This is a genomic window from Escherichia sp. KCJ4928 (assembly GCF_004352695.1).
Lineage (GTDB): Bacteria > Pseudomonadota > Gammaproteobacteria > Enterobacterales > Enterobacteriaceae > ECMA0423.
Genome location: NZ_SJWV01000022.1, coordinates 1 through 21,192, shown reverse-complemented (window position 1 = coordinate 21,192; position 21,192 = coordinate 1). Strand labels below are relative to the sequence as shown.

21 protein-coding genes are annotated in these 21,192 nt (G+C 51.8%); 7 read left to right on the top strand and 14 right to left on the bottom strand.

From position 1 onward, the window contains the following. The first annotated feature begins 111 nt into the window (after nucleotides 1-111). A complete protein-coding gene (gene adeP, locus E0D98_RS05730; protein WP_000082693.1) occupies nucleotides 112-1,449 on the top strand; it encodes an adenine permease AdeP in 1,338 nt (445 codons plus the stop codon). Nucleotides 1,450-1,502: 53 nt separating this feature from the next. On the opposite strand, the gene yieF is transcribed toward adeP, so the two are convergent. The 13 genes from yieF to E0D98_RS05665 all read right to left on the bottom strand — a co-directional run bounded on the left by yieF (nucleotide 1,503) and on the right by E0D98_RS05665 (nucleotide 12,696). Beyond that, complete coding sequence (gene yieF / locus E0D98_RS05725) at nucleotides 1,503-2,069, bottom strand: class I chromate reductase YieF (RefSeq protein ID WP_001291268.1); 567 nt, start codon at nucleotides 2,067-2,069, stop codon at nucleotides 1,503-1,505. Between the two features lie 21 nt (nucleotides 2,070-2,090). Continuing rightward, the gene (locus tag E0D98_RS05720; RefSeq protein WP_001349996.1) at nucleotides 2,091-2,840 is read right to left on the bottom strand and encodes a 4'-phosphopantetheinyl transferase superfamily protein; all 750 of its coding nucleotides are present in this window, start codon (nucleotides 2,838-2,840) and stop codon (nucleotides 2,091-2,093) included. 156 nt (nucleotides 2,841-2,996) lie between these two features. Then, nucleotides 2,997-3,956 carry an HTH-type transcriptional regulator YidZ gene (gene yidZ / locus E0D98_RS05715; protein ID WP_001378463.1) on the bottom strand — a complete coding sequence of 320 codons (960 nt, stop codon included), beginning with the start codon at nucleotides 3,954-3,956 and terminating at the stop codon, nucleotides 2,997-2,999. Further along, nucleotides 3,931-5,106 (bottom strand): multidrug efflux MFS transporter MdtL, encoded by a 1,176-nt coding sequence (mdtL, locus tag E0D98_RS05710; protein WP_000085987.1) that lies wholly within the window; start codon nucleotides 5,104-5,106, stop codon nucleotides 3,931-3,933. Before mdtL ends, yidZ begins: the two co-directional genes overlap by 26 nt. A 132-nt stretch (nucleotides 5,107-5,238) precedes the next feature. Next, nucleotides 5,239-6,486 (bottom strand): low affinity tryptophan permease TnaB, encoded by a 1,248-nt coding sequence (gene tnaB, locus E0D98_RS05705; protein ID WP_000131902.1) that lies wholly within the window; start codon nucleotides 6,484-6,486, stop codon nucleotides 5,239-5,241. A gap of 90 nt (nucleotides 6,487-6,576) precedes the next feature. Then, the gene (gene tnaA / locus E0D98_RS05700) at nucleotides 6,577-7,992 is read right to left on the bottom strand and encodes a tryptophanase (protein ID WP_001295247.1); all 1,416 of its coding nucleotides are present in this window, start codon (nucleotides 7,990-7,992) and stop codon (nucleotides 6,577-6,579) included. Nucleotides 7,993-8,212: 220 nt separating this feature from the next. Then, nucleotides 8,213-8,287, bottom strand: a complete 75-nt coding sequence (gene tnaC / locus E0D98_RS05695) for a tryptophanase leader peptide (RefSeq protein ID WP_001364348.1) — start codon at nucleotides 8,285-8,287, stop codon at nucleotides 8,213-8,215. A gap of 242 nt (nucleotides 8,288-8,529) precedes the next feature. Next, nucleotides 8,530-9,894 (bottom strand): tRNA uridine-5-carboxymethylaminomethyl(34) synthesis GTPase MnmE, encoded by a 1,365-nt coding sequence (mnmE, locus tag E0D98_RS05690; protein WP_001282347.1) that lies wholly within the window; start codon nucleotides 9,892-9,894, stop codon nucleotides 8,530-8,532. A 105-nt stretch (nucleotides 9,895-9,999) separates the two neighbouring features. Then, the gene (gene yidC / locus E0D98_RS05685; protein ID WP_000378258.1) at nucleotides 10,000-11,646 is read right to left on the bottom strand and encodes a membrane protein insertase YidC; all 1,647 of its coding nucleotides are present in this window, start codon (nucleotides 11,644-11,646) and stop codon (nucleotides 10,000-10,002) included. 2 nt (nucleotides 11,647-11,648) lie between these two features. After that, a complete protein-coding gene (gene yidD / locus E0D98_RS05680; RefSeq protein ID WP_001307474.1) occupies nucleotides 11,649-11,906 on the bottom strand; it encodes a membrane protein insertion efficiency factor YidD in 258 nt (85 codons plus the stop codon). Further along, nucleotides 11,870-12,229 carry a ribonuclease P protein component gene (gene rnpA / locus E0D98_RS05675; protein WP_000239730.1) on the bottom strand — a complete coding sequence of 120 codons (360 nt, stop codon included), beginning with the start codon at nucleotides 12,227-12,229 and terminating at the stop codon, nucleotides 11,870-11,872. Before rnpA ends, yidD begins: the two co-directional genes overlap by 37 nt. A gap of 16 nt (nucleotides 12,230-12,245) precedes the next feature. Next, nucleotides 12,246-12,386, bottom strand: coding sequence for a 50S ribosomal protein L34 (gene rpmH / locus E0D98_RS05670; protein WP_000831330.1), 141 nt, complete (start codon nucleotides 12,384-12,386; stop codon nucleotides 12,246-12,248). A gap of 229 nt (nucleotides 12,387-12,615) precedes the next feature. Continuing rightward, the gene (locus E0D98_RS05665; RefSeq protein WP_120795392.1) at nucleotides 12,616-12,696 is read right to left on the bottom strand and encodes a protein YsdD; all 81 of its coding nucleotides are present in this window, start codon (nucleotides 12,694-12,696) and stop codon (nucleotides 12,616-12,618) included. Nucleotides 12,697-12,992: 296 nt separating this feature from the next. Between E0D98_RS05665 and dnaA the strand changes: the two genes are divergently transcribed. The 6 genes from dnaA to yidA all read left to right on the top strand — a co-directional run bounded on the left by dnaA (nucleotide 12,993) and on the right by yidA (nucleotide 20,582). After that, on the top strand, nucleotides 12,993-14,396 hold the full coding sequence (dnaA, locus tag E0D98_RS05660; RefSeq protein ID WP_000059111.1) for a chromosomal replication initiator protein DnaA: 1,404 nt from the start codon (nucleotides 12,993-12,995) through the stop codon (nucleotides 14,394-14,396). A 4-nt stretch (nucleotides 14,397-14,400) separates the two neighbouring features. Continuing rightward, a complete protein-coding gene (gene dnaN, locus E0D98_RS05655; RefSeq protein WP_050876999.1) occupies nucleotides 14,401-15,501 on the top strand; it encodes a DNA polymerase III subunit beta in 1,101 nt (366 codons plus the stop codon). Beyond that, nucleotides 15,501-16,574, top strand: coding sequence for a DNA replication/repair protein RecF (gene recF, locus E0D98_RS05650; protein WP_000060112.1), 1,074 nt, complete (start codon nucleotides 15,501-15,503; stop codon nucleotides 16,572-16,574). Before dnaN ends, recF begins: the two co-directional genes overlap by 1 nt. A gap of 28 nt (nucleotides 16,575-16,602) precedes the next feature. Then, nucleotides 16,603-19,017 carry a DNA topoisomerase (ATP-hydrolyzing) subunit B gene (gyrB, locus tag E0D98_RS05645; RefSeq protein ID WP_000072067.1) on the top strand — a complete coding sequence of 805 codons (2,415 nt, stop codon included), beginning with the start codon at nucleotides 16,603-16,605 and terminating at the stop codon, nucleotides 19,015-19,017. Nucleotides 19,018-19,256: 239 nt separating this feature from the next. After that, on the top strand, nucleotides 19,257-19,655 hold the full coding sequence (locus E0D98_RS05640; RefSeq protein WP_000522208.1) for a YidB family protein: 399 nt from the start codon (nucleotides 19,257-19,259) through the stop codon (nucleotides 19,653-19,655). Nucleotides 19,656-19,769: 114 nt separating this feature from the next. Then, a complete protein-coding gene (yidA, locus tag E0D98_RS05635; RefSeq protein WP_000985549.1) occupies nucleotides 19,770-20,582 on the top strand; it encodes a sugar-phosphatase in 813 nt (270 codons plus the stop codon). Nucleotides 20,583-20,627: 45 nt separating this feature from the next. Here yidA and yidX read toward each other — a convergent pair. After that, nucleotides 20,628-21,192 (bottom strand): protein YidX (yidX, locus tag E0D98_RS05630; protein ID WP_068600059.1); only part of this gene is annotated, 565 nt, incomplete at its 5' end.

Below are 21,192 nucleotides of genomic sequence, written 5' to 3'. Positions count from 1 at the left end.
TCGTTGCCGTATAAGCAAATACAATGAAAAAAAGTTATCTTCAGCCGTCCATATTGTCTCATTTTGGTATACGATAGCGACGGATTTTCCCTCCTTGTTCGGAAATAGATAATGAGTCAACAACACACAACCCAGGCTTCTGGCCAGGGGATGCTGGAACGCGTGTTTAAACTGCGCGAACATGGCACGACGGCACGGACCGAAGTGATCGCCGGTTTTACCACCTTCCTGACGATGGTTTACATCGTTTTTGTTAACCCGCAAATTCTTGGCGTTGCTGGCATGGATACCAGCGCCGTCTTCGTTACTACCTGTCTGATTGCTGCATTCGGCAGTATTATGATGGGACTGTTTGCTAACCTGCCAGTTGCACTGGCACCCGCTATGGGCCTGAATGCATTCTTCGCTTTTGTCGTTGTACAGGCTATGGGCTTGCCGTGGCAAGTCGGGATGGGCGCAATCTTCTGGGGCGCGATTGGTCTGCTGTTACTGACGATTTTCCGCGTTCGTTACTGGATGATTGCTAACATTCCGGTAAGTCTGCGTGTGGGCATCACCAGCGGTATCGGTCTGTTCATTGGTATGATGGGACTGAAGAATGCAGGTGTGATTGTCGCTAACCCGGAAACGCTGGTCAGCATCGGTAACCTGACTTCTCACAGCGTGCTGCTGGGGATCCTCGGCTTCTTCATCATCGCTATTCTGGCCTCGCGCAACATTCACGCGGCGGTGCTGGTTTCCATCGTGGTGACAACGCTGCTGGGCTGGATGCTGGGTGATGTCCACTACAATGGCATCGTTTCTGCGCCGCCGAGCGTAATGACTGTCGTGGGCCATGTAGATTTAGCCGGGTCGTTTAACCTCGGGCTGGCAGGGGTGATATTCTCTTTCATGCTGGTCAACCTGTTTGACTCCTCCGGTACGCTGATTGGCGTGACCGATAAAGCAGGCCTGGCGGATGAGAAGGGTAAATTCCCGCGCATGAAGCAGGCGCTGTATGTCGACAGTATCTCTTCCGTGACCGGTTCGTTTATCGGTACTTCTTCCGTTACGGCTTATATTGAGTCCTCTTCCGGCGTATCGGTTGGCGGTCGTACCGGTCTGACGGCAGTGGTTGTTGGTCTGCTGTTCCTGCTGGTTATCTTTCTGTCGCCGCTGGCGGGGATGGTGCCAGGCTACGCTGCAGCTGGTGCGCTGATTTACGTTGGCGTGCTGATGACTTCCAGTCTGGCACGCGTGAACTGGCAGGATCTTACTGAATCTGTTCCGGCGTTTATTACCGCCGTGATGATGCCGTTCAGCTTCTCGATTACCGAAGGTATCGCGCTGGGCTTTATCTCCTACTGCGTGATGAAAATCGGTACCGGGCGTCTGCGTGATCTAAGCCCGTGCGTAATCATCGTTGCGCTGCTGTTTATCCTGAAGATTGTCTTTATCGACGCTCACTAAAATCGATAGCGCGTTAAAAACCCGCCATGCATGATTGCTGGCGGGTTTTTTATTTAGATCTTAACTCGCTGAATAAACTCACCAAATGCGGTCAATTGCCCGGTCAGGTGGTCCAGCGTACCTTGATCAATCACTTCTCCGGTTTGCGGATCAACTTTGTTCTGAATCACGCCGCCCATAAATTCCGGCTTGTTCATCACCATTGCATCGAGGAAAACCAGAATCTGGCGCAGGTGATACTGACAGCGCGCGCCGCCAATCACGCCCATTGAGCTGGTCTGAATCAACACCGGTTTACCGGCCAGCGGTTGATCCGGCAGGCGGGAAAGCCAGTCGATGGCATTTTTCAGCCCACCCGGTACCGAGTAGTTATATTCCGGCGTGACGATCACCACACCGTCAGCCTGACGGATCTGTTCCGCCAGAGCTTCAACCGTTGCTGGAAAACCTTCTTCCTGCTGTACGTCAGCGTCATACAAGGGAATGTCGGCAATGGAAGGTAACGCATTGACTTCCATGCTCGCCGGAGCAATTTTCGGCAGGGTACGTGCAACCATGCCATTAAATGAGCCTTTGCGCAGGCTCCCCAGTAACGTAACCACCTGCAATTTTTCAGACATGATGACTCCTGTGGTTGTCTATCAATTTGGCGAAAAAGCCTTCACGGTAGAGAGCTGGGCAAAACGCATCATCCGGCTGGTAGGATTGTTGGCGCGGCTGTGAATATCCGGCAGGCTTTTCCAGCCGTGTTTGCCATCGAACTCCCAGACACTGAGCTTTTCAATCGTGGGCGTGACCGCCACGGACCACACCAGCACGTCCTCCGCGTCGCATAACGCTTCTACATGATTTACATGAGCACATTTCAGGCGTCCGGCAATGGGCAGCAGCTGCAGATCGCGCGGATCGTCATTCAAAACATCACCGGTTAGTTTTAGCACGCTTCGGCGCAGCGTGATGAGCTGCGCCCGCGCTTCGTTAGGATCGTTTTGTTTACTGATCCATAGCGATTCATTGCTGGAAAAGGTGTGGTTATCGGGCGCGTGTGGGCTATGAAACCCGCGCGTCGCACGCTGTAGTTCCATATCGAGACCACATTCACCTTCGGTTGTTAACGCCACGCCAACCATATTCCCGGCATAGGAAATAGAAAACGAAGGCAAATTTTTATCACTGAAAACCGGTTTACCTTTCGGCAGGGTGACGATTTCCGGCAATTCGCCAATGCCATACAGCATGAACATCAGTTCTGCGAGTAAACCTCTAGACGCCAGAAAACGGCTTTGACGATGAGGGGGAATGTTTCGGGCTTCTTGATGACACTGGGAGGGGAGACGAACAGAAATCAGATGTCCTTCCGTTAAAATCCCTCGGGCAAAGTGAGTCGCCATTTTTCGCTCCATGCTTAATGGTCCATTATGAATACAAGAGTAATCATTTACTGGAATGATGGACAGACTAAAGCGGCTAAAAGTTCGATTCAGACAAGCTTATTACAACTTTTTTACATTTTATTGTGAAATTGGGTCGCGTTTCATACGATTCGGTTATGCCATCGACGCGTAAAGGTTTTTAATGGTTTCCCGTAACCAGACGATCTTCGGATTATGGCTGTTCCGTTTATGCCACAGCAGGGTAAAAGGAACTTCCAGCTTTTTTTGCTGGCTTTCGTCAAACGGGAGAGGAAGAGCAACCAACGGCAGTTGATGGAGTTGATTGTAGTACTGACAGTAGCGCGGCGCGGTCGCCAGTAGCAGATTGTCGGGTTGCGCTGCCATAAACAGTGACTGCTCAAATTCCGGCAGGCTCATAGCAATCGTGCGTTCGCGCCTCAGCTCCTGTAACACATTGTCCAGCGCCCAGGTGTCGCTCTGTTCCCAGCAAATGCTGATATGCGGATAACGTAAAAAGGTGTCCAGATTCCACGTTTCATGCAGTGCCGGATGATCTTTGCGTAACCAGACGCAGGGTACATCACTAAACAGCACTTCATAATCAATGGCTAACGGTAGCGAGCTTAACAGCTCCCGCGAGCGAGGATGGCTTTCGCGACCGGAAAAACCAATATCCACTTCACCACGAGTAATGGCATCTAAGGAATCGTAATCCCAGTTACGTAGTTTGATGGTCGCCTGCGGGTAACGTTGGTAGATCCGTTTCGACAGCGCATTAAGCATGATCATCATCAGCGGCGATTCCGCCGCCAACTCAAACTTCAGGCCGCGCGGTGTCTGGTGGTGCGGTTTATCCAGCAGCAGATTGCTCATTTGCATCCATTCCGCCAGATTTTGCTCCATGCTGACCATTAGCGGTGTGGGCGACAGGCCCAGCGGTGAGTTCACAAAGAGCGGGTCGTCAAACCACGCTCTTAACTTTGCCAGCGACTTACTCACCGCTGAAGGGGTCACGTTCATCCGCTTCGCCGCTTTGGTCACGCTGCGCTCCTGCATCAGCAGTTGCAGACAGAGCAGCAGATTGAGATCAAGCGTGGTGATGGATTTCTTCATGAGCGGCAACGGGGCGTCCAGGCGCGACGAACATAATCAGCAACAGGCTCACTATGCTACAGGCAATCAGAATCCCGATCAGCATATTCCATGCGCCGATACCAACCACCGCTGCCAGCCAAATCCACAGTGACGAACCGCAAACCTGCGCAATACCTAAGGTCGAGCTGGCTACGCCCGCGCGTAATGAAAATGGTCCTAACGCCTGACTCATCGCTACGCCAAAACCTACCGAGAAACCGGCGCAAATCAGCGTGATACCAAACAGAGAAACCGCATGGGAAGGTGAAACGGCAAGGGTGATCCCCGCCGCAAGGAATAACACCTGCGAGGTGATCATCAACGTACGTGGCTTAAAAATTCCCAGCGCAAATGGCGTGGAGAATGAAACGGTCATGCTGACGCCAGCGGTCAACGCCATAATGGTGGCGTATTCTCCGCGCTCAAAACCCATGATTTCCATCAGCAATACCGGCGATGTATTGACGAAAGTGAGGATCACCGAAACGCTGAGGGTGGTGATAACAACACGGCTGAGGAAAAACCGATTAAGCAGCGACTCGCTATTTTCTCGTGGTTTGTCCGAAGCAGCGGGGGACGCTGGGCGCGTTTCTTTTAAAATAAACAAAGACAACATCAGTACCGCGATGCCCATCATTGCCATCGCCCAGAACAGACTCTGCCACGGGAATTTAAGCATAATCAGATGTCCGAGCACTGGCGCTAACACCGGAATGATGCAGGTAATACCGTTGAGTAATGACAGCACTTTAGCCCGACGTCGATCATCCAGCGTGTCGCGCAAAATGGCGAACGCCACTACGTAACAACAGCCTGCGCCCAACCCCTGTAGAAATCGGCCTGCAAGAAATAACGTGCTGGTTTCAGCCAGTGAACAGAACACCGAGGCAATAATAAATAGCGCCGCGCCGGGTATGGCGACCGGCTTTCTCCCTGAACGATCGGCCACTTTACCGGCAAATAACATCGCAGCTGCCATCCCCGCCAGATATACGGAGAACGCAATATGCAACTGCGCTTCGCTGGCATTGAGATCGGCGGCGATGCGCGGTAAACCAACGAGGTACATATCAATCCCGGCGGGATAAAGTAAAACCAGGGCAAAACTACAAATCAAAAAGCGGGACATGGGCTAAAGCGTCCTGATAGTAAGGTGACGCAAAGCATACGTGGTGAAGGAGAATCAGGCGAGTTGCCATTTGGACAAAAGAGATTTCCTGACAGGCAAGAAGCCAGCGAAATGGCTGGCTTCTTGAAGGGATCAGCCAAATTTAGGTAACACGTTAAAGACGTTACCGAACCAGCATAAAATTACGGTTATACCAAAGAGAATGACAATCGCCGGAATAAGATTGCCGCCCCAGACCGTGAACATCTGATTGGGAAACTTCTTGCGAGCTTTGATTGCAAGCACTGCGGGAATAATGACCGCCCAGATGGTGGCGCACAGCCCGGCACCGCCGATCCCGTAAATAAAGCCGTTCGGGAAGATCAGATACAACAACGCAGGTGGCAGGAAGGTTAACAGCACGGTTTTGAAACGCCCGCCGTGGGAGTTATCAATCTTAAACAGGTCCGCCAGATAATCGAACAACCCCAGCGTGACACCAAAGAACGAACTGGCAACAGCTAAGTTAGAGAACACCAGCAGGCAAAACTCGATAATGCCGTGCTGTTTGGTGCCGAGGAACGATTTCACCAGCGAATCAACGTTGCCGCCTGAGGAGATTATCGCCTTAAAGCTTTCGCGCGGAATATTCCCCATCGTGCAATAGAGCCAGAAGAGATAAATCACCAGCGCCAGCAGCGAACCAAAGACCACGCTTTTGATTAACTTATCTTTGCGTTTGCCATAGCAAATAATCAGGCTGGGAATATTGCCGTGGAAACCAAATGACGCCAGACACACCGGCAAAGCCATAAAGATATACGGGAAGTAAGACGTTCCCGCAGTGGTGCTGGTGGCATCGCGCAGAATGGGGTAATCGACCTGGAAGAAGAAAGAACCAAACACGATCACAAAGGAGATAATCTTCAGCCCGAGGAATAATGAGGTAATACGACTGGCGGCTAACGAACTTATCCACAATACGCTGGCAACGAAAATGGCTGTGCAGATCCCGACAATACGCGGATTAGCGTGATAACCCAAATTCATTGATATCGTTTCACTAATGATCGCACCATTAGCAGAGATATAGGCATAAGTGAGGATATAGAGAACGAAGGCAACGGTAATACCGCTGATAATGTTCCAGGTGTTACCGATTAAATCTTTGGTGATGGTGTTAAAACTGGAGCCGACGGGATAATTTAAATTTGCTTCTAATAACAATAACCCGGAATGAAGCATTGAAAACCAGGCAATGATAAGGATAAAGGCACCCCAGAAAAACCAGGCACCGGCAAGATCAACAGGTAAAGCAAACATACCTCCACCAATTACTGTACCTGCTATAACCATAACACCCCAAAATGCAGAGTGCTTTTTTTCAGCTTGATCAGTCATGATGCCACCTTTAGAGGAAGGCTATTTTTGTTATTGAGGATGTAGGGTAAGAGAGTGGCTAACATCCTTATAGCCACTCTGTAGTATTAATTAAACTTCTTTCAGTTTTGCGGTGAAGTGACGCAATACTTTCGGTTCGTAGGTAAAGGTTAACCCTTTAATATTCGCCGCGTTCTCTTTCACATGTTTGAAGGCTTCAATAATGAAGTCCATATGTGTTTGAGTATATGTTGCGCGCGGAATGGTTAAACGCAGCAGTTCAGCCGGGCATGGCAGTTGTTTACCGGTTTTCGGATCGCGGCCTAACAGGAAAGAGCCAATTTCTACCGCACGGATACCGGCGACTTTATACAGCTCGCAGGCCAGAGCCTGTGCCGGGAACTGATCTGCCGGGATATGCGGCAACAGTTTACCGGCATCAACGAATGCCGCGTGACCGCCCGCCTGCTGGCAGACAACGCCAATCTCTTCCAGACCATCGACCAGATACTGCACCTGCGCGATACGATAAGCCAGCCAGTCCAGATTCATGCCGTCATACAGACCTACGGCCAGACGCTCCATCGCGCCGCCTTCCAGGCCGCCATATGTCGGGAAGCCTTCCTGCACTACGCAAAGGGTTCTGCACTCGGTGTACACATCAAAGAAGCTGTCGTCTTTCATGCACAGCAGGCCGCCCATCGGCACCATCGCATCTTTCTTGGCGGACATCGCCAGCATATCGGCATATTTGTAGGTTTCGCGGGTGATCTGCTCGATGGTCCAGTCCTTGTATTCTGCTTCACGCTGCTTGATGAAATAGGCGTTTTCGGCAAAGCGCGCGGAGTCCATTACCACCGGAATATCGTATTTCTTCGCGATGCTGTACATCGCTTTTAAGTTTGCCAGTGAAACCGGCTGACCACCTGCAGAGTTACTGGTGATGGTCGCAACGATATACGGCACGTTATTCGGGCCAACTTCTTCAATGCCGCGTTCTAATCCCTCAAGGTCAAAGTTACCTTTAAAGTCGTAACGCACGCCAGTATCGAAGGCTTCTTTGATATAGACGTTACGCACGGTACAGCCGTTAATCTGGCTATGGCCCTGCGTGGTATCAAAGAAATAGTTAGAGAATGCCACCATTTTGCTGCGATCCAGGCCTTTTTCCTGCTCGCGTTTTTTAATCAGTACCGGAATATAAATTTGCTCTGCGCCACGGCCCTGGTGAGTCGGAATGGTGTATTGATAACCAAAGATATTTTTCACTGACTCGGCTAACGCATAGTAGCTGCGGCTGCCGCTGTAGGCTTCGTCGCCGCGCATCATCGCGGCCTGCATACTCTGCGTCACCGCCCCGGTGCCGCTGTCGGTCAGTAAATCGATAAACACATCTTCGCTATCCAGCAGGAACGGGTTCATACCGGATTTAATAATTGCTTCTTCACGATAAGCGCGAGTAGTACGTTTTACTGGCTCAATAACACGAATGCGGAACGGTTCAGGGAGATGTTTAAAGTTTTCCATTACATAATCCTTCATTTATTTTAATTACAGTGATCCCTGTGAATATTACATCTGCAATATCCATTAATTCGCCATGTATATATACAAGCACCATCATTTACTAAAATAAGTAAATAAACGAGAGATGGCCTTTGCAAAAGGCAAAATTAATATATAGCAAACTAATCGTTCACATTGAATCTAATCGGTTTGGCTCTGGTGATGGCTACAGAAGGGTAAATTAAGGGCGGTGATCGACAATCTTATTGTCGATATTGAACCATTTTGAGGTCACACATATATGTAAGATATTCATAATGCACTTATCCTCGAAAGACACGAGGCTACAGTATAATACTCAAGAATTTTGTCTATTCTAAAATTGTTTAAATGTGAATCGAATCACAATCGTTCGGGGAGCAATACTAAATGCTTTTTTTTAAGATTATAAATTACGTAAGAATTTTAATGTTTAAAAAAAGGGTTGAGGAATAACAGGAGTGCTAACAATGAAGCGAAGCCGCATCTGACAGTCAGAATACGGCTTCGTAAGCGCGGTTACTTACCAATACAGAAGCTGGAGAAAATCCGCCCCAGCAGGTCGTCTGAAGTAAATTCCCCGGTGATTTCGCTTAAGTTCTGCTGTGCCAGGCGCAACTCTTCCGCCAGCAGTTCACCCGCCCAGGCACCTAACAGTTGCGCTTTACCTTGCTGCAAATGCTCCGCTGCCTGTTCCAGCGCCTGTAGGTGGCGACGACGCGCCAGGAAGCCGCCTTCCATGTTGGTGTCAAAGCCCATGCTCTGTTTGAGATGGTTACGCAGCACCTCCACGCCTTCACCTGTCCTTGCCGAGAGACGAATTAACGCGTGACCGTTCACTTCACTCATTCCCAGCGTTTCGCCGGTGATATCGGCTTTATTGCGCACCACGGTGATCGGCAGTTTCGCTGGCAGACGGGCGATAAATTCCGGCCAGATCTCTGCCGGATCCACGGCGTCTGTTGTGGTGCCATCGACCATAAACAGCACGCGGTCGGCCTGTTCAATTTCCTGCCACGCGCGCTCGATACCAATACGTTCCACTTCGTCACTGGCTTCACGTAGCCCAGCGGTATCGATGATATGCAGCGGCATTCCGTCAATGTGGATATGCTCACGCAGCACGTCACGTGTGGTTCCGGCGATATCAGTTACGATTGCTGCTTCACGGCCCGCCAGCGCGTTTAACAGGCTCGATTTACCGGCGTTAGGACGTCCGGCAATCACCACCTTCATCCCTTCGCGCAACAAACTACCCTGACGTGCTTCAGCACGCACTGCATCGAGATCGGCAATCACGTCATTAAGCTGGGCTTCAATTTTGCCGTCGGAGAGGAAATCGATCTCTTCATCAGGGAAATCAATTGCCGCTTCGACGTAAATGCGCAAGTGGGTGAGGGCTTCCACCAGATGGTTGACCCGTGCGGAGAATGCGCCTTGCAGCGAGTTAAGTGCCGAACGGGCCGCCTGTTCCGAACTGGCGTCGATAAGATCGGCAATCGCCTCGGCCTGGGCTAAGTCGAGTTTATCGTTAAGAAACGCGCGTTCGGAAAACTCACCAGGGCGAGCAATCCGCAGGCCGGGAATGGTCAGAATGCGTTTTAACAGCAGGTCGAGGATCACCGGACCGCCATGACCTTGCAGTTCCAGCACATCTTCGCCGGTGAACGAGTTCGGGCCAGGGAACCATAGCGCAATCCCCTGATCGAGCACGCTGCCGTCGGCGTCTTTAAACGGAAGATAATCGGCGTAGCGCGGCTTAGGTAGTTTACCCAGCACGGTTTCGGCAACTTCACGGGCTTTGAAGCCGGAGATGCGCAGGATGCCAACGCCGCCACGTCCCGGAGGCGTGGCCTGGGCTACGATAGTGTCATTATCGCTCATGATGTTCCTGTTGCTTTGTGTGGCGGATGCGCGGTGCTTATCCGCCCTACGAAAAGAAAAAAGGCGGTCAACTGACCGCCCTTATTTTAGCGAAAACTCACCGAATCAGGATTTTTTCTTCTCGCGGCTATGCAGGCCACGTTTTTCCAGACCACGGTAAATCAGCTGCTGCTGAATAATGGTTACCAGGTTGCTGACGATATAGTACAGCACCAGACCTGACGGGAACCACAGGAAGAACACGGTGAAGATGACCGGCATAAAGGTCATGATCTTCTGCTGCATCGGGTCGGTCACTGTGGTCGGCGACATCTTCTGAATGAAGAACATCGTTACGCCCATCAGGATCGGCAGGATGTAGTACGGGTCCTGTGCCGACAGGTCGTGGATCCACAGTGCAAACGGTGCCTGACGCAGTTCAACGGAACCCATCAGCATGTAGTACAACGCCAGGAAGATTGGCATCTGGATCAGCAGCGGGAAGCAGCCGCCCAGCGGGTTAACCTTCTCAGCTTTGTACAGCGCCATCATTTCCTGGCTGATACGCTGTTTGTCATCACCCAGACGCTCACGCATTGCCTGAATCTTCGGCTGCAGCATACGCATCTTCGCCATGGAGGTGTACTGCGCTTTGGTCAGCGGGTACATGATGCCACGAACGATAAAGGTGATGATGATAATGGAGAAGCCCCAGTTACCCACAAAGCTATGGATCCATTTCAGCAGTTTGAACAGCGGCTGAGAGATGAACCACAACCAACCGTAATCAACGGTCAGATCCAGGTGCGGAGCAACAGCTGCCATTTTGTCCTGGATTTCCGGGCCAACCCACAGGGTGCTGTTCATCGCGCCAGTCTGACCAGGCTGAACCAGTACCGGCTGAGATTTATAGCCGATAGCGGCGATGCCGTTACCCAGATTAGCGGTATAGAAGTTGTTGGTACCGTCGTTATGCGGGATCCACGCCGTCGCGAAATACTGTTGCAGCATTGCCACCCAACCACCTTTCGAAGAGATGTTCAGGTTTTCGTTATCGGCAATGGTATCGAACTTGTATTTCTCGTACTTCTCGTCAGGCGTGGAGTACGCCGCGCCGCGGAAGGTGTGCAGTGCGAAGTTGCTGCTTCCGGTATCGAGATGCGGTGGCAGAGTGATGGATTGCTTCAACTGACCAAAGGTGGAGATTTCCAGCGGTTTCTCGCCAGCGTTCTGCACGTTGTAGTTGACGTTGACAGCGTAATCACCACGTTTCAGGACAAACGTTTTGGTAAACGTGTTGCCTGCCGCGTCGGTATACGTCATCGGCACCTGCAGTTCGTTTTGACCTTCAGCCAGCACATAAGCGTCTTTTTCAACGTTATACAGCGGACGCGGGCCGTTAGCCGGGTTATCCGGGCCATCACGACCGGTCAGACCGCTCTGTGCCTGATAAATAAACTGCGGTGAAGTTTCCAGCAGCTGGAACGGCTGGGTAGAGTTCAGCTCTTTCGGGTAAGCAGGCAGCAGAGCTTGCTCAACATCACCACCACGGGTGTTGATGGTCAGATCAAGCACGTCGGTCTTAACCGAGATCAGTTTCCCCTGGCCACTGGCCGGTACGCCCTGGTCGGCGGCGCTACCCGCTGCGGTGGTCGTTGTCTGCGTGGTCTGTTGGGCCTGAGGTTGCGGGTTTTTATCCTGCTCCCAGGCTTGCCAGATCATGAAAGACACGAACAGCAAAGCGATGACTAAAAGATTGCGTTGCGAATCCATCGTTAGTGTTCTCTGGTATCAAATGGTCCGGGCGGGACGGGATCGTCACCACCAGGGTGTAAAGGGTGGCATTTTAATACGCGTTTCACCGTCAACCAACTGCCTTTTATCACTCCAAACCTGCGCAATGCCTCAATTCCGTAGCTTGAACAGGTTGGAGTGAAACGACAATGCGGCCCGAGTAGCGGACTAATCAGGCGTTGATAGACCCGAATGAGGGCTATCAGGACCCGCGAGCCAGGCGACAGTGGCGGCGCCATAATTTTTCCAACGCTTCCGAGAGAGCACGGTTATCGAGGTCGGCAACCCCTTTTTTCGCCACCACCACGAAATCCATAGCCGGGAGTTCATGTTGGCGCAGACGGAAGCTTTCACGCGTCAGACGTTTAATCCGATTGCGTTCATGGGCGCGTCGAACGTTTTTCTTGGCGACTGTAAGACCGATACGGGGATGCCCCAGCGAATTCAGGCGGCCGAGAATGGTAATTTGCGGCGTGCCAGCCCGTTGTGGCTGCTGGAAGACGAATGTGAATTGACTGGGAGTTAACAAGCGTAACTCCCTGGGAAATGCGAGCTTAACCACTCAGGGGTTAGCTTTATTACTTAGAAACGGTCAGACGAGCGCGGCCTTTAGCACGACGACGTGCCAGAACCTGACGACCATTTTTAGTAGCCATACGAGCACGGAAGCCGTGAGAACGGTTGCGCTTCAGTACAGACGGTTGAAAAGTGCGTTTCATGGCGATTTCTACCTAAACTTGAATAAATTCAATGGCTTTATTGGATATCCGCCGAAAAATGAAACGATGGACACCGAAGCCATGGGTGATTAAAGAGGCCGGATTGTAATAATTGTACACTCCGGAGTCAATTCTCTTTCCTTATTTACCGCGCTTTTCCGCACCTTTTCGCAGGGAAAATGTACGACCTCACACCAGTGAAAACCAGCATGGCGCGCCGGGTGGAGGATTATACGGGCTGATGGGTAAAGCGCAAGGATCGTCCTGGATCTTTATTAGATCGATTAAGCCAATTTTTGTCTATGGTCATTAAATTTTCCAATATGCGGCGTAAATCGTGCCCGCCTCGCGGCAGGATCGTTTACACTTAGCGAGTTCTGGAAAGTCCTGTGGATAAATCGGGAAAATCTGTGAGAAACAGAAGATCTCTTGCGCAGTTTAGGCTATGATCCGCGGTCCCGATCGTTTTGCAGGATCTTGATCGGGCATATAACCGCAGACAGCGGTTCGTGCGTCACCCTCAAGCAGGGTCTTTTCGACGTACGTCAACAATCATGAATGTTTCAGCCTTAGTCATTATCGACTTTTGTTCGAGTGGAGTCCGCCGTGTCACTTTCGCTTTGGCAGCAGTGTCTTGCCCGATTGCAGGATGAGTTACCAGCCACAGAATTCAGTATGTGGATACGCCCATTGCAGGCGGAACTGAGCGATAACACGCTGGCCCTGTACGCGCCAAACCGTTTTGTCCTCGATTGGGTACGGGACAAGTACCTTAATAATATCAATGGACTGCTAACCAGTTTCTGCGGAGCGGATGCCCCACAGCTGCGTTTTGAAGTCGGCACCAAACCGGTGACGCAAACGCCACAAGCGGCAGTGACGAGCAACGTCGCGGCCCCTGCACAGGTGGCGCAAACGCAGCCGCAACGTGCTGCGCCTTCTACGCGCTCAGGTTGGGATAACGTCCCGGCCCCGGCAGAACCGACCTATCGTTCTAACGTAAACGTCAAACACACGTTTGATAACTTCGTTGAAGGTAAATCTAACCAACTGGCGCGCGCGGCGGCTCGCCAGGTGGCGGATAACCCTGGCGGTGCCTATAACCCGTTGTTCCTTTATGGCGGCACGGGTCTGGGTAAAACTCACCTGCTGCATGCGGTGGGTAACGGCATTATGGCGCGCAAGCCGAATGCCAAAGTGGTTTATATGCACTCCGAGCGCTTTGTTCAGGACATGGTTAAAGCCCTGCAAAACAACGCGATCGAAGAGTTTAAACGCTACTACCGTTCCGTAGATGCACTGCTGATCGACGATATTCAGTTTTTTGCTAATAAAGAACGATCTCAGGAAGAGTTTTTCCACACCTTCAACGCCCTGCTGGAAGGTAATCAACAGATCATTCTCACCTCGGATCGCTATCCGAAAGAGATCAACGGCGTTGAGGATCGTTTGAAATCCCGCTTCGGTTGGGGACTGACTGTGGCGATCGAACCGCCAGAGCTGGAAACCCGTGTGGCGATCCTGATGAAAAAGGCCGACGAAAACGACATTCGTTTGCCGGGTGAAGTGGCGTTCTTTATCGCCAAGCGTCTACGATCTAACGTACGTGAGCTGGAAGGGGCGCTGAACCGCGTCATTGCCAACGCCAACTTTACCGGAAGGGCGATCACCATCGACTTCGTGCGTGAGGCGCTGCGCGACTTGCTGGCATTGCAGGAAAAACTGGTCACCATCGACAATATTCAGAAGACGGTGGCGGAGTACTACAAGATCAAAGTTGCGGATCTCCTTTCCAAGCGTCGATCCCGGTCGGTGGCGCGTCCGCGCCAGATGGCGATGGCGCTGGCGAAAGAGCTGACTAACCACAGTCTGCCGGAGATTGGCGATGCGTTTGGTGGTCGTGACCACACGACGGTGCTTCATGCCTGCCGTAAGATCGAGCAGTTGCGTGAAGAGAGCCACGATATCAAAGAAGATTTTTCAAATTTAATCAGAACATTGTCATCGTAAACCTATGAAATTTACCGTAGAACGTGAGCATTTATTAAAACCGCTACAACAGGTGAGCGGTCCGTTAGGTGGTCGTCCTACGCTACCGATTCTCGGTAATCTGCTGTTACAGGTTGCTGACGGTACGTTGTCGCTGACCGGTACTGATCTCGAGATGGAAATGGTGGCACGCGTTGCGCTGGTTCAGCCACACGAGCCAGGAGCGACGACCGTTCCGGCGCGCAAATTCTTTGATATCTGCCGTGGTCTGCCTGAAGGCGCGGAAATTGCCGTGCAGCTGGAAGGTGAGCGGATGCTGGTGCGCTCCGGGCGTAGCCGTTTTTCGCTGTCTACCCTGCCAGCGGCGGATTTCCCGAACCTCGATGACTGGCAGAGTGAAGTCGAATTTACCCTGCCGCAGGCAACGATGAAGCGTCTGATTGAAGCGACCCAGTTTTCGATGGCGCATCAGGACGTTCGCTATTACTTAAATGGTATGCTGTTTGAAACCGAAGGTGAAGAACTGCGCACCGTGGCAACCGACGGCCACCGTCTGGCGGTCTGTTCAATGCCAATTGGTCAATCTTTGCCAAGCCATTCGGTGATCGTACCGCGTAAAGGCGTGATTGAACTGATGCGTATGCTCGACGGCGGCGACAATCCGCTGCGCGTGCAGATTGGCAGCAACAATATTCGCGCCCACGTTGGCGACTTTATCTTCACCTCCAAACTGGTGGATGGTCGCTTCCCGGATTACCGCCGCGTTCTGCCGAAGAATCCGGACAAACATCTGGAAGCTGGCTGCGATCTGCTCAAGCAGGCGTTTGCCCGTGCGGCAATTCTCTCTAACGAGAAATTCCGCGGCGTGCGCCTGTATGCCAGCGAAAACCAGCTGAAAATCACCGCCAACAACCCGGAACAGGAAGAAGCGGAAGAGATCCTCGACGTTACCTATAGCGGTGCGGAGATGGAAATCGGCTTCAACGTCAGCTATGTGCTGGATGTTCTGAACGCGCTGAAATGCGAAAACGTCCGCATGATGCTGACCGATTCGGTTTCCAGCGTGCAGATTGAAGATGCCGCATCACAGTCGGCTGCCTATGTTGTCATGCCAATGAGACTGTAATGTCCCTCACCCGCTTGTTGATCCGCGATTTCCGCAACATTGAAACCGCGGATCTCGCTTTATCTCCCGGCTTTAACTTTCTGGTAGGTGCCAACGGCAGTGGCAAAACCAGCGTGCTGGAAGCCATCTATACGCTCGGCCATGGTCGGGCGTTTCGCAGTTTGCAGATTGGTCGCGTCATTCGCCATGAGCAGGAGGCATTTGTTCTCCATGGGCGATTACAGGGCGAAGAGCGCGAGACGGCGATTGGCTTAACCAAGGACAAACAGGGCGACAGCAAAGTCCGCATCGACGGTACTGACGGGCATAAAGTCGCGGAACTGGCGCACCTGATGCCAATGCAGCTGATAACGCCAGAAGGGTTTACTTTACTCAACGGCGGCCCCAAATACAGAAGAGCATTCCTCGACTGGGGATGCTTTCACAACGAACCCGGATTTTTCACCGCCTGGAGCAATCTCAAGCGATTGCTCAAGCAGCGCAATGCGGCGCTGCGCCAGGTGACACGTTACGAACAGCTACGCCCGTGGGATAAAGAACTGATCCCGCTGGCGGAGCAAATCAGCACCTGGCGCGCGGAGTATAGCGCCGGTATCGCGGCCGATATGGCCGATACCTGTAAGCAATTTCTCCCTGAGTTTTCTCTGACTTTCTCTTTCCAGCGCGGCTGGGAGAAAGAGACAGAATATGCTGAGGTGCTGGAACGTAATTTTGAACGCGATCGCCAGCTAACCTACACCGCGCATGGCCCGCATAAAGCGGACTTACGCATTCGCGCCGACGGTGCGCCGGTGGAAGATACCTTATCGCGTGGGCAGCTTAAGCTGTTGATGTGCGCCTTACGTCTGGCGCAAGGAGAGTTCCTCACCCGTGAAAGCGGGCGGCGGTGTCTCTACCTGATAGATGATTTTGCCTCTGAGCTTGATGATGAGCGTCGCGGGCTGCTTGCCAGCCGCTTAAAAGCGACGCAATCACAGGTCTTTGTCAGCGCGATCAGTGCTGAACACGTTATAGACATGTCGGACGAAAATTCGAAGATGTTTACCGTGGAAAAGGGTAAAATAACGGATTAACCCAAGTATAAATGAGCGAGAAACGTTGATGTCGAATTCTTATGACTCCTCCAGTATCAAAGTCCTGAAAGGGCTGGATGCGGTGCGTAAGCGCCCGGGTATGTATATCGGCGACACGGATGACGGTACCGGTCTGCACCACATGGTATTCGAGGTGGTAGATAACGCTATCGACGAAGCGCTCGCGGGTCACTGTAAAGAAATTATCGTCACCATTCACGCCGATAACTCTGTCTCTGTACAGGATGACGGGCGCGGTATTCCGACCGGTATTCACCCGGAAGAGGGCGTATCGGCGGCGGAAGTGATCATGACCGTTCTGCACGCAGGCGGTAAATTTGACGATAACTCCTATAAAGTGTCCGGCGGTCTGCACGGCGTTGGTGTTTCGGTAGTAAACGCCCTGTCGCAAAAACTGGAGCTGGTTATCCAGCGCGAGGGTAAAATTCACCGTCAGATCTACGAACACGGTGTACCGCAGGCTCCGCTGGCGGTTACCGGCGAGACTGAAAAAACCGGCACCATGGTGCGTTTCTGGCCCAGCCTCGAAACCTTCACCAATGTGACCGAGTTCGAATATGAAATTCTGGCGAAACGTCTGCGTGAGTTGTCGTTCCTCAACTCCGGCGTTTCCATTCGTCTGCGCGACAAGCGCGACGGCAAAGAAGACCACTTCCACTATGAAGGCGGCATCAAGGCGTTCGTTGAATATCTGAACAAGAACAAAACGCCGATCCACCCGAATATCTTCTACTTCTCCACTGAAAAAGACGGTATTGGCGTCGAAGTGGCGTTGCAGTGGAACGATGGCTTCCAGGAAAACATCTACTGCTTTACCAACAACATTCCGCAGCGTGACGGCGGTACTCACCTGGCAGGCTTCCGTGCGGCGATGACCCGTACCCTGAACGCCTACATGGACAAAGAAGGCTACAGCAAAAAAGCCAAAGTTAGCGCCACCGGTGACGATGCGCGTGAAGGCCTGATTGCGGTCGTTTCCGTGAAAGTGCCGGACCCGAAATTCTCCTCCCAGACCAAAGACAAACTGGTTTCTTCTGAGGTGAAATCAGCGGTTGAACAGCAGATGAACGAACTGCTGGCAGAATACCTGCTGGAAAACCCAACCGACGCGAAAATCGTGGTTGGCAAAATTATCGATGCTGCCCGTGCCCGTGAAGCGGCGCGTCGCGCGCGTGAAATGACCCGCCGTAAAGGTGCGCTCGACTTAGCGGGCCTGCCGGGCAAACTGGCAGACTGCCAGGAACGCGATCCGGCGCTTTCCGAACTGTACCTGGTGGAAGGGGACTCCGCGGGCGGCTCTGCGAAGCAGGGGCGTAACCGCAAGAACCAGGCGATTCTGCCGCTGAAGGGTAAAATCCTCAACGTTGAGAAAGCGCGCTTCGATAAGATGCTCTCTTCTCAGGAAGTGGCGACGCTTATCACCGCGCTTGGCTGTGGTATCGGTCGTGACGAGTACAACCCGGACAAACTGCGTTATCACAGCATCATCATCATGACCGATGCGGACGTCGACGGCTCGCACATTCGTACGCTGCTGTTGACCTTCTTCTATCGTCAGATGCCGGAAATCGTTGAACGCGGTCACGTCTACATCGCTCAGCCGCCGCTGTACAAAGTGAAGAAAGGCAAGCAGGAACAGTACATTAAAGACGACGAAGCGATGGATCAGTACCAGATCTCTATCGCGCTGGATGGCGCAACGCTGCACACCAACGCCAGCGCACCGGCATTGGCTGGCGAAGCGTTAGAGAAATTGGTGTCTGAGTACAACGCGACGCAGAAAATGATCAACCGCATGGAGCGTCGTTATCCGAAAGCAATGCTGAAAGAGCTTATCTATCAGCCGACGCTGACGGAAGCCGACCTCTCTGATGAGCAGACCGTTACCCGCTGGGTGAACGCGCTGGTCAGCGAACTGAACGACAAAGAACAGCACGGCAGCCAGTGGAAGTTTGATGTCCACACCAATGCCGAACAAAACCTGTTTGAACCGATTGTTCGCGTGCGTACCCACGGTGTGGATACTGACTATCCGCTGGATCACGAGTTTATCACCGGTGGCGAATATCGTCGTATCTGCACGCTGGGTGAGAAACTGCGTGGCTTGCTGGAAGAAGATGCGTTTATCGAACGTGGCGAGCGTCGTCAGCCGGTAGCCAGCTTCGAGCAGGCGCTGGACTGGCTGGTGAAAGAGTCCCGTCGCGGCCTCTCCATCCAGCGTTATAAAGGTCTGGGCGAGATGAACCCGGAACAGCTGTGGGAAACCACCATGGACCCGGAAAGCCGTCGTATGCTGCGCGTTACCGTTAAAGATGCGATTGCTGCCGACCAGTTGTTCACCACGCTGATGGGCGACGCCGTTGAACCGCGCCGTGCGTTTATTGAAGAGAACGCCCTGAAAGCGGCGAATATCGATATTTAATGGCGCTAACCATGCGAGCGTGCCTGATGCGCTACGCTTATCAGGCCTACGAAAATCTTGCAATGTATTGAATTTTCATGATTTTGTAGGCCGGATAAGGCGTTCACGCCGCATCCGGCAAGAAGCTATAAGAAAAGGGCGGAGATCATCTCCGCCCTTTTTATTTCTGCAATCCGCAATTATCATCCCGCAAATCTATACTTTTTGGGTCAACACGTAACGCTTTACAGGTGATTATCATGGGGCTTTTTGATGAAGTTGTCGGTGCCTTTCTGAAAGGCGATGCGGGGAAATATCAGGCTATTTTAAGTTGGGTTGAGGAGCAGGGCGGCATTCAGGTGCTGCTGGAAAAACTGCAAAGTGGCGGCTTAGGGGCCATTCTCTCAACCTGGCTGAGTAATCAACAGGGCAATCAATCGGTTAGTGGCGAGCAACTGGAATCGGCGCTCGGCACAAATGCGGTGTCCGATCTCGGGCAAAAACTTGGCGTGGATACCAGTACAGCTTCCAGTTTACTGGCAGAGCAATTGCCGAAGATTATTGATGCGCTCTCACCGCAAGGTGAAGTGTCACCACAAGCCAATAACGATCTGCTTTCCGCAGGTATGGAACTGCTGAAAGGGAAACTCTTCCGCTAAGCAAATGGGGAGCATGCAACCCGCGTTGCATCCCCCTTTTCCCTCGGGTGTTGTACTGATTTTTGAGCGGAATCGCGTTAGCATGGGTCAGGAACTAATCTACCTGGGGAACTCATGGCTATCAAACTCATTGCTATCGATATGGATGGCACCCTTCTGCTGCCCGATCACACCATTTCACCCGCCGTTAAAAATGCGATTGCCGCAGCTCGCGCCCGTGGCGTGAATGTCGTGCTAACGACGGGTCGCCCGTATGCAGGTGTGCACAACTACCTGAAAGAGCTGCATATGGAACAGCCGGGCGACTACTGCATTACTTATAACGGCGCGTTGGTACAGAAGGCCGCCGATGGTAGCACCGTGGCGCAAACCGCTCTCAGCTATGACGACTACCGTTTCCTGGAAAAACTCTCTCGCGAAGTCGGTTCTCATTTCCACGCCCTGGACCGCACCACGCTGTATACAGCAAATCGCGATATCAGCTACTACACGGTGCATGAATCCTTCGTTGCCACCATTCCGCTGGTGTTCTGCGAAGCGGAGAAAATGGACCCCAATACCCAGTTCCTGAAAGTGATGATGATTGATGAACCCGCCATCCTCGACCAGGCTATTGCGCGTATTCCGCAGGAAGTGAAAGAGAAATATACCGTGCTGAAAAGTGCGCCGTACTTCCTCGAAATCCTCGATAAACGCGTTAACAAGGGTACGGGTGTGAAATCACTGGCCGACGTGTTAGGTATTAAACCGGAAGAAATCATGGCGATTGGCGATCAGGAAAACGACATCGCAATGATTGAATATGCAGGCGTCGGTGTGGCGATGGATAACGCTATTCCTTCGGTGAAAGAAGTGGCGAACTTTGTCACCAAATCCAACCTTGAAGATGGCGTGGCGTTTGCTATTGAGAAGTATGTGCTGAATTAATCAGTGGACGGGCAAACAGCATAAACGCGTTTGCCCGCTTACTGATTATTGGTTTACTGCATATACAACCAGAAATTGCAGCGGTGCAGTAATGATGTCCAGCGTAACAGTCACTGGCAGTAATGCTGCGGAAACACCATCCGGAATGCCTCTGGGTGAATAGTATTCATAAAATCGCACTTTAAATGGATGGTAGAACGCCATCACCTTTGAGTAATCCATGTTTTTATTTTTCTCATGGATTGTGCCTTTTAGGTTTTCCAGTGACCTGGTACAGTGTTGAACACCACAGGCAAAACCATAATGCGTTGCCAGTGCCTTTTCTTCTTCGTTATTCCAGTAGTAGTAAAGCGATATTGTGCCGGTAAATTTCTTTTTCCCCGCATTTAAAACAAATCTTGCGTCATCGGCAACCTGAATATTGTGCCGGTTAAGTGCTGGATCATTGAGCATCTTAACGATGTCATCGGCACCATCAGTGATAAGGTAATCCAGCGATTCCCCTACAAAAACATAGCCTTTTGTTCCATTACTATCTTTTGCCTGCGATAGCCCAGTGATGGTGTCTGACTGCGATTGATACTTTCCTGAACTACCCTTTGCGGTATGG

What these genes read in the sequence shown, in the direction of transcription:
- mnmE (WP_001282347.1), bottom strand. Translation starts at nt 9,894, where the DNA reads ATGAGCGATAATGACACTATCGTAGCCCAGGCCACGCCTCCGGGACGT.
- mdtL (WP_000085987.1), bottom strand. Translation starts at nt 5,106, where the DNA reads ATGTCCCGCTTTTTGATTTGTAGTTTTGCCCTGGTTTTACTTTATCCC.
- tnaA (WP_001295247.1), bottom strand. Translation starts at nt 7,992, where the DNA reads ATGGAAAACTTTAAACATCTCCCTGAACCGTTCCGCATTCGTGTTATT.
- rpmH (WP_000831330.1), bottom strand. Translation starts at nt 12,386, where the DNA reads ATGAAACGCACTTTTCAACCGTCTGTACTGAAGCGCAACCGTTCTCAC.
- yidZ (WP_001378463.1), bottom strand. Translation starts at nt 3,956, where the DNA reads ATGAAGAAATCCATCACCACGCTTGATCTCAATCTGCTGCTCTGTCTG.
- gyrB (WP_000072067.1), top strand. Translation starts at nt 16,603, where the DNA reads ATGTCGAATTCTTATGACTCCTCCAGTATCAAAGTCCTGAAAGGGCTG.
- yidA (WP_000985549.1), top strand. Translation starts at nt 19,770, where the DNA reads ATGGCTATCAAACTCATTGCTATCGATATGGATGGCACCCTTCTGCTG.
- E0D98_RS05640 (WP_000522208.1), top strand. Translation starts at nt 19,257, where the DNA reads ATGGGGCTTTTTGATGAAGTTGTCGGTGCCTTTCTGAAAGGCGATGCG.
- yidC (WP_000378258.1), bottom strand. Translation starts at nt 11,646, where the DNA reads ATGGATTCGCAACGCAATCTTTTAGTCATCGCTTTGCTGTTCGTGTCT.
- recF (WP_000060112.1), top strand. Translation starts at nt 15,501, where the DNA reads ATGTCCCTCACCCGCTTGTTGATCCGCGATTTCCGCAACATTGAAACC.
- adeP (WP_000082693.1), top strand. Translation starts at nt 112, where the DNA reads ATGAGTCAACAACACACAACCCAGGCTTCTGGCCAGGGGATGCTGGAA.
- dnaN (WP_050876999.1), top strand. Translation starts at nt 14,401, where the DNA reads ATGAAATTTACCGTAGAACGTGAGCATTTATTAAAACCGCTACAACAG.
- E0D98_RS05665 (WP_120795392.1), bottom strand. Translation starts at nt 12,696, where the DNA reads ATGACCATAGACAAAAATTGGCTTAATCGATCTAATAAAGATCCAGGA.
- E0D98_RS05720 (WP_001349996.1), bottom strand. Translation starts at nt 2,840, where the DNA reads ATGGCGACTCACTTTGCCCGAGGGATTTTAACGGAAGGACATCTGATT.
- tnaB (WP_000131902.1), bottom strand. Translation starts at nt 6,486, where the DNA reads ATGACTGATCAAGCTGAAAAAAAGCACTCTGCATTTTGGGGTGTTATG.
- yidD (WP_001307474.1), bottom strand. Translation starts at nt 11,906, where the DNA reads ATGGCGCCGCCACTGTCGCCTGGCTCGCGGGTCCTGATAGCCCTCATT.
- yieF (WP_001291268.1), bottom strand. Translation starts at nt 2,069, where the DNA reads ATGTCTGAAAAATTGCAGGTGGTTACGTTACTGGGGAGCCTGCGCAAA.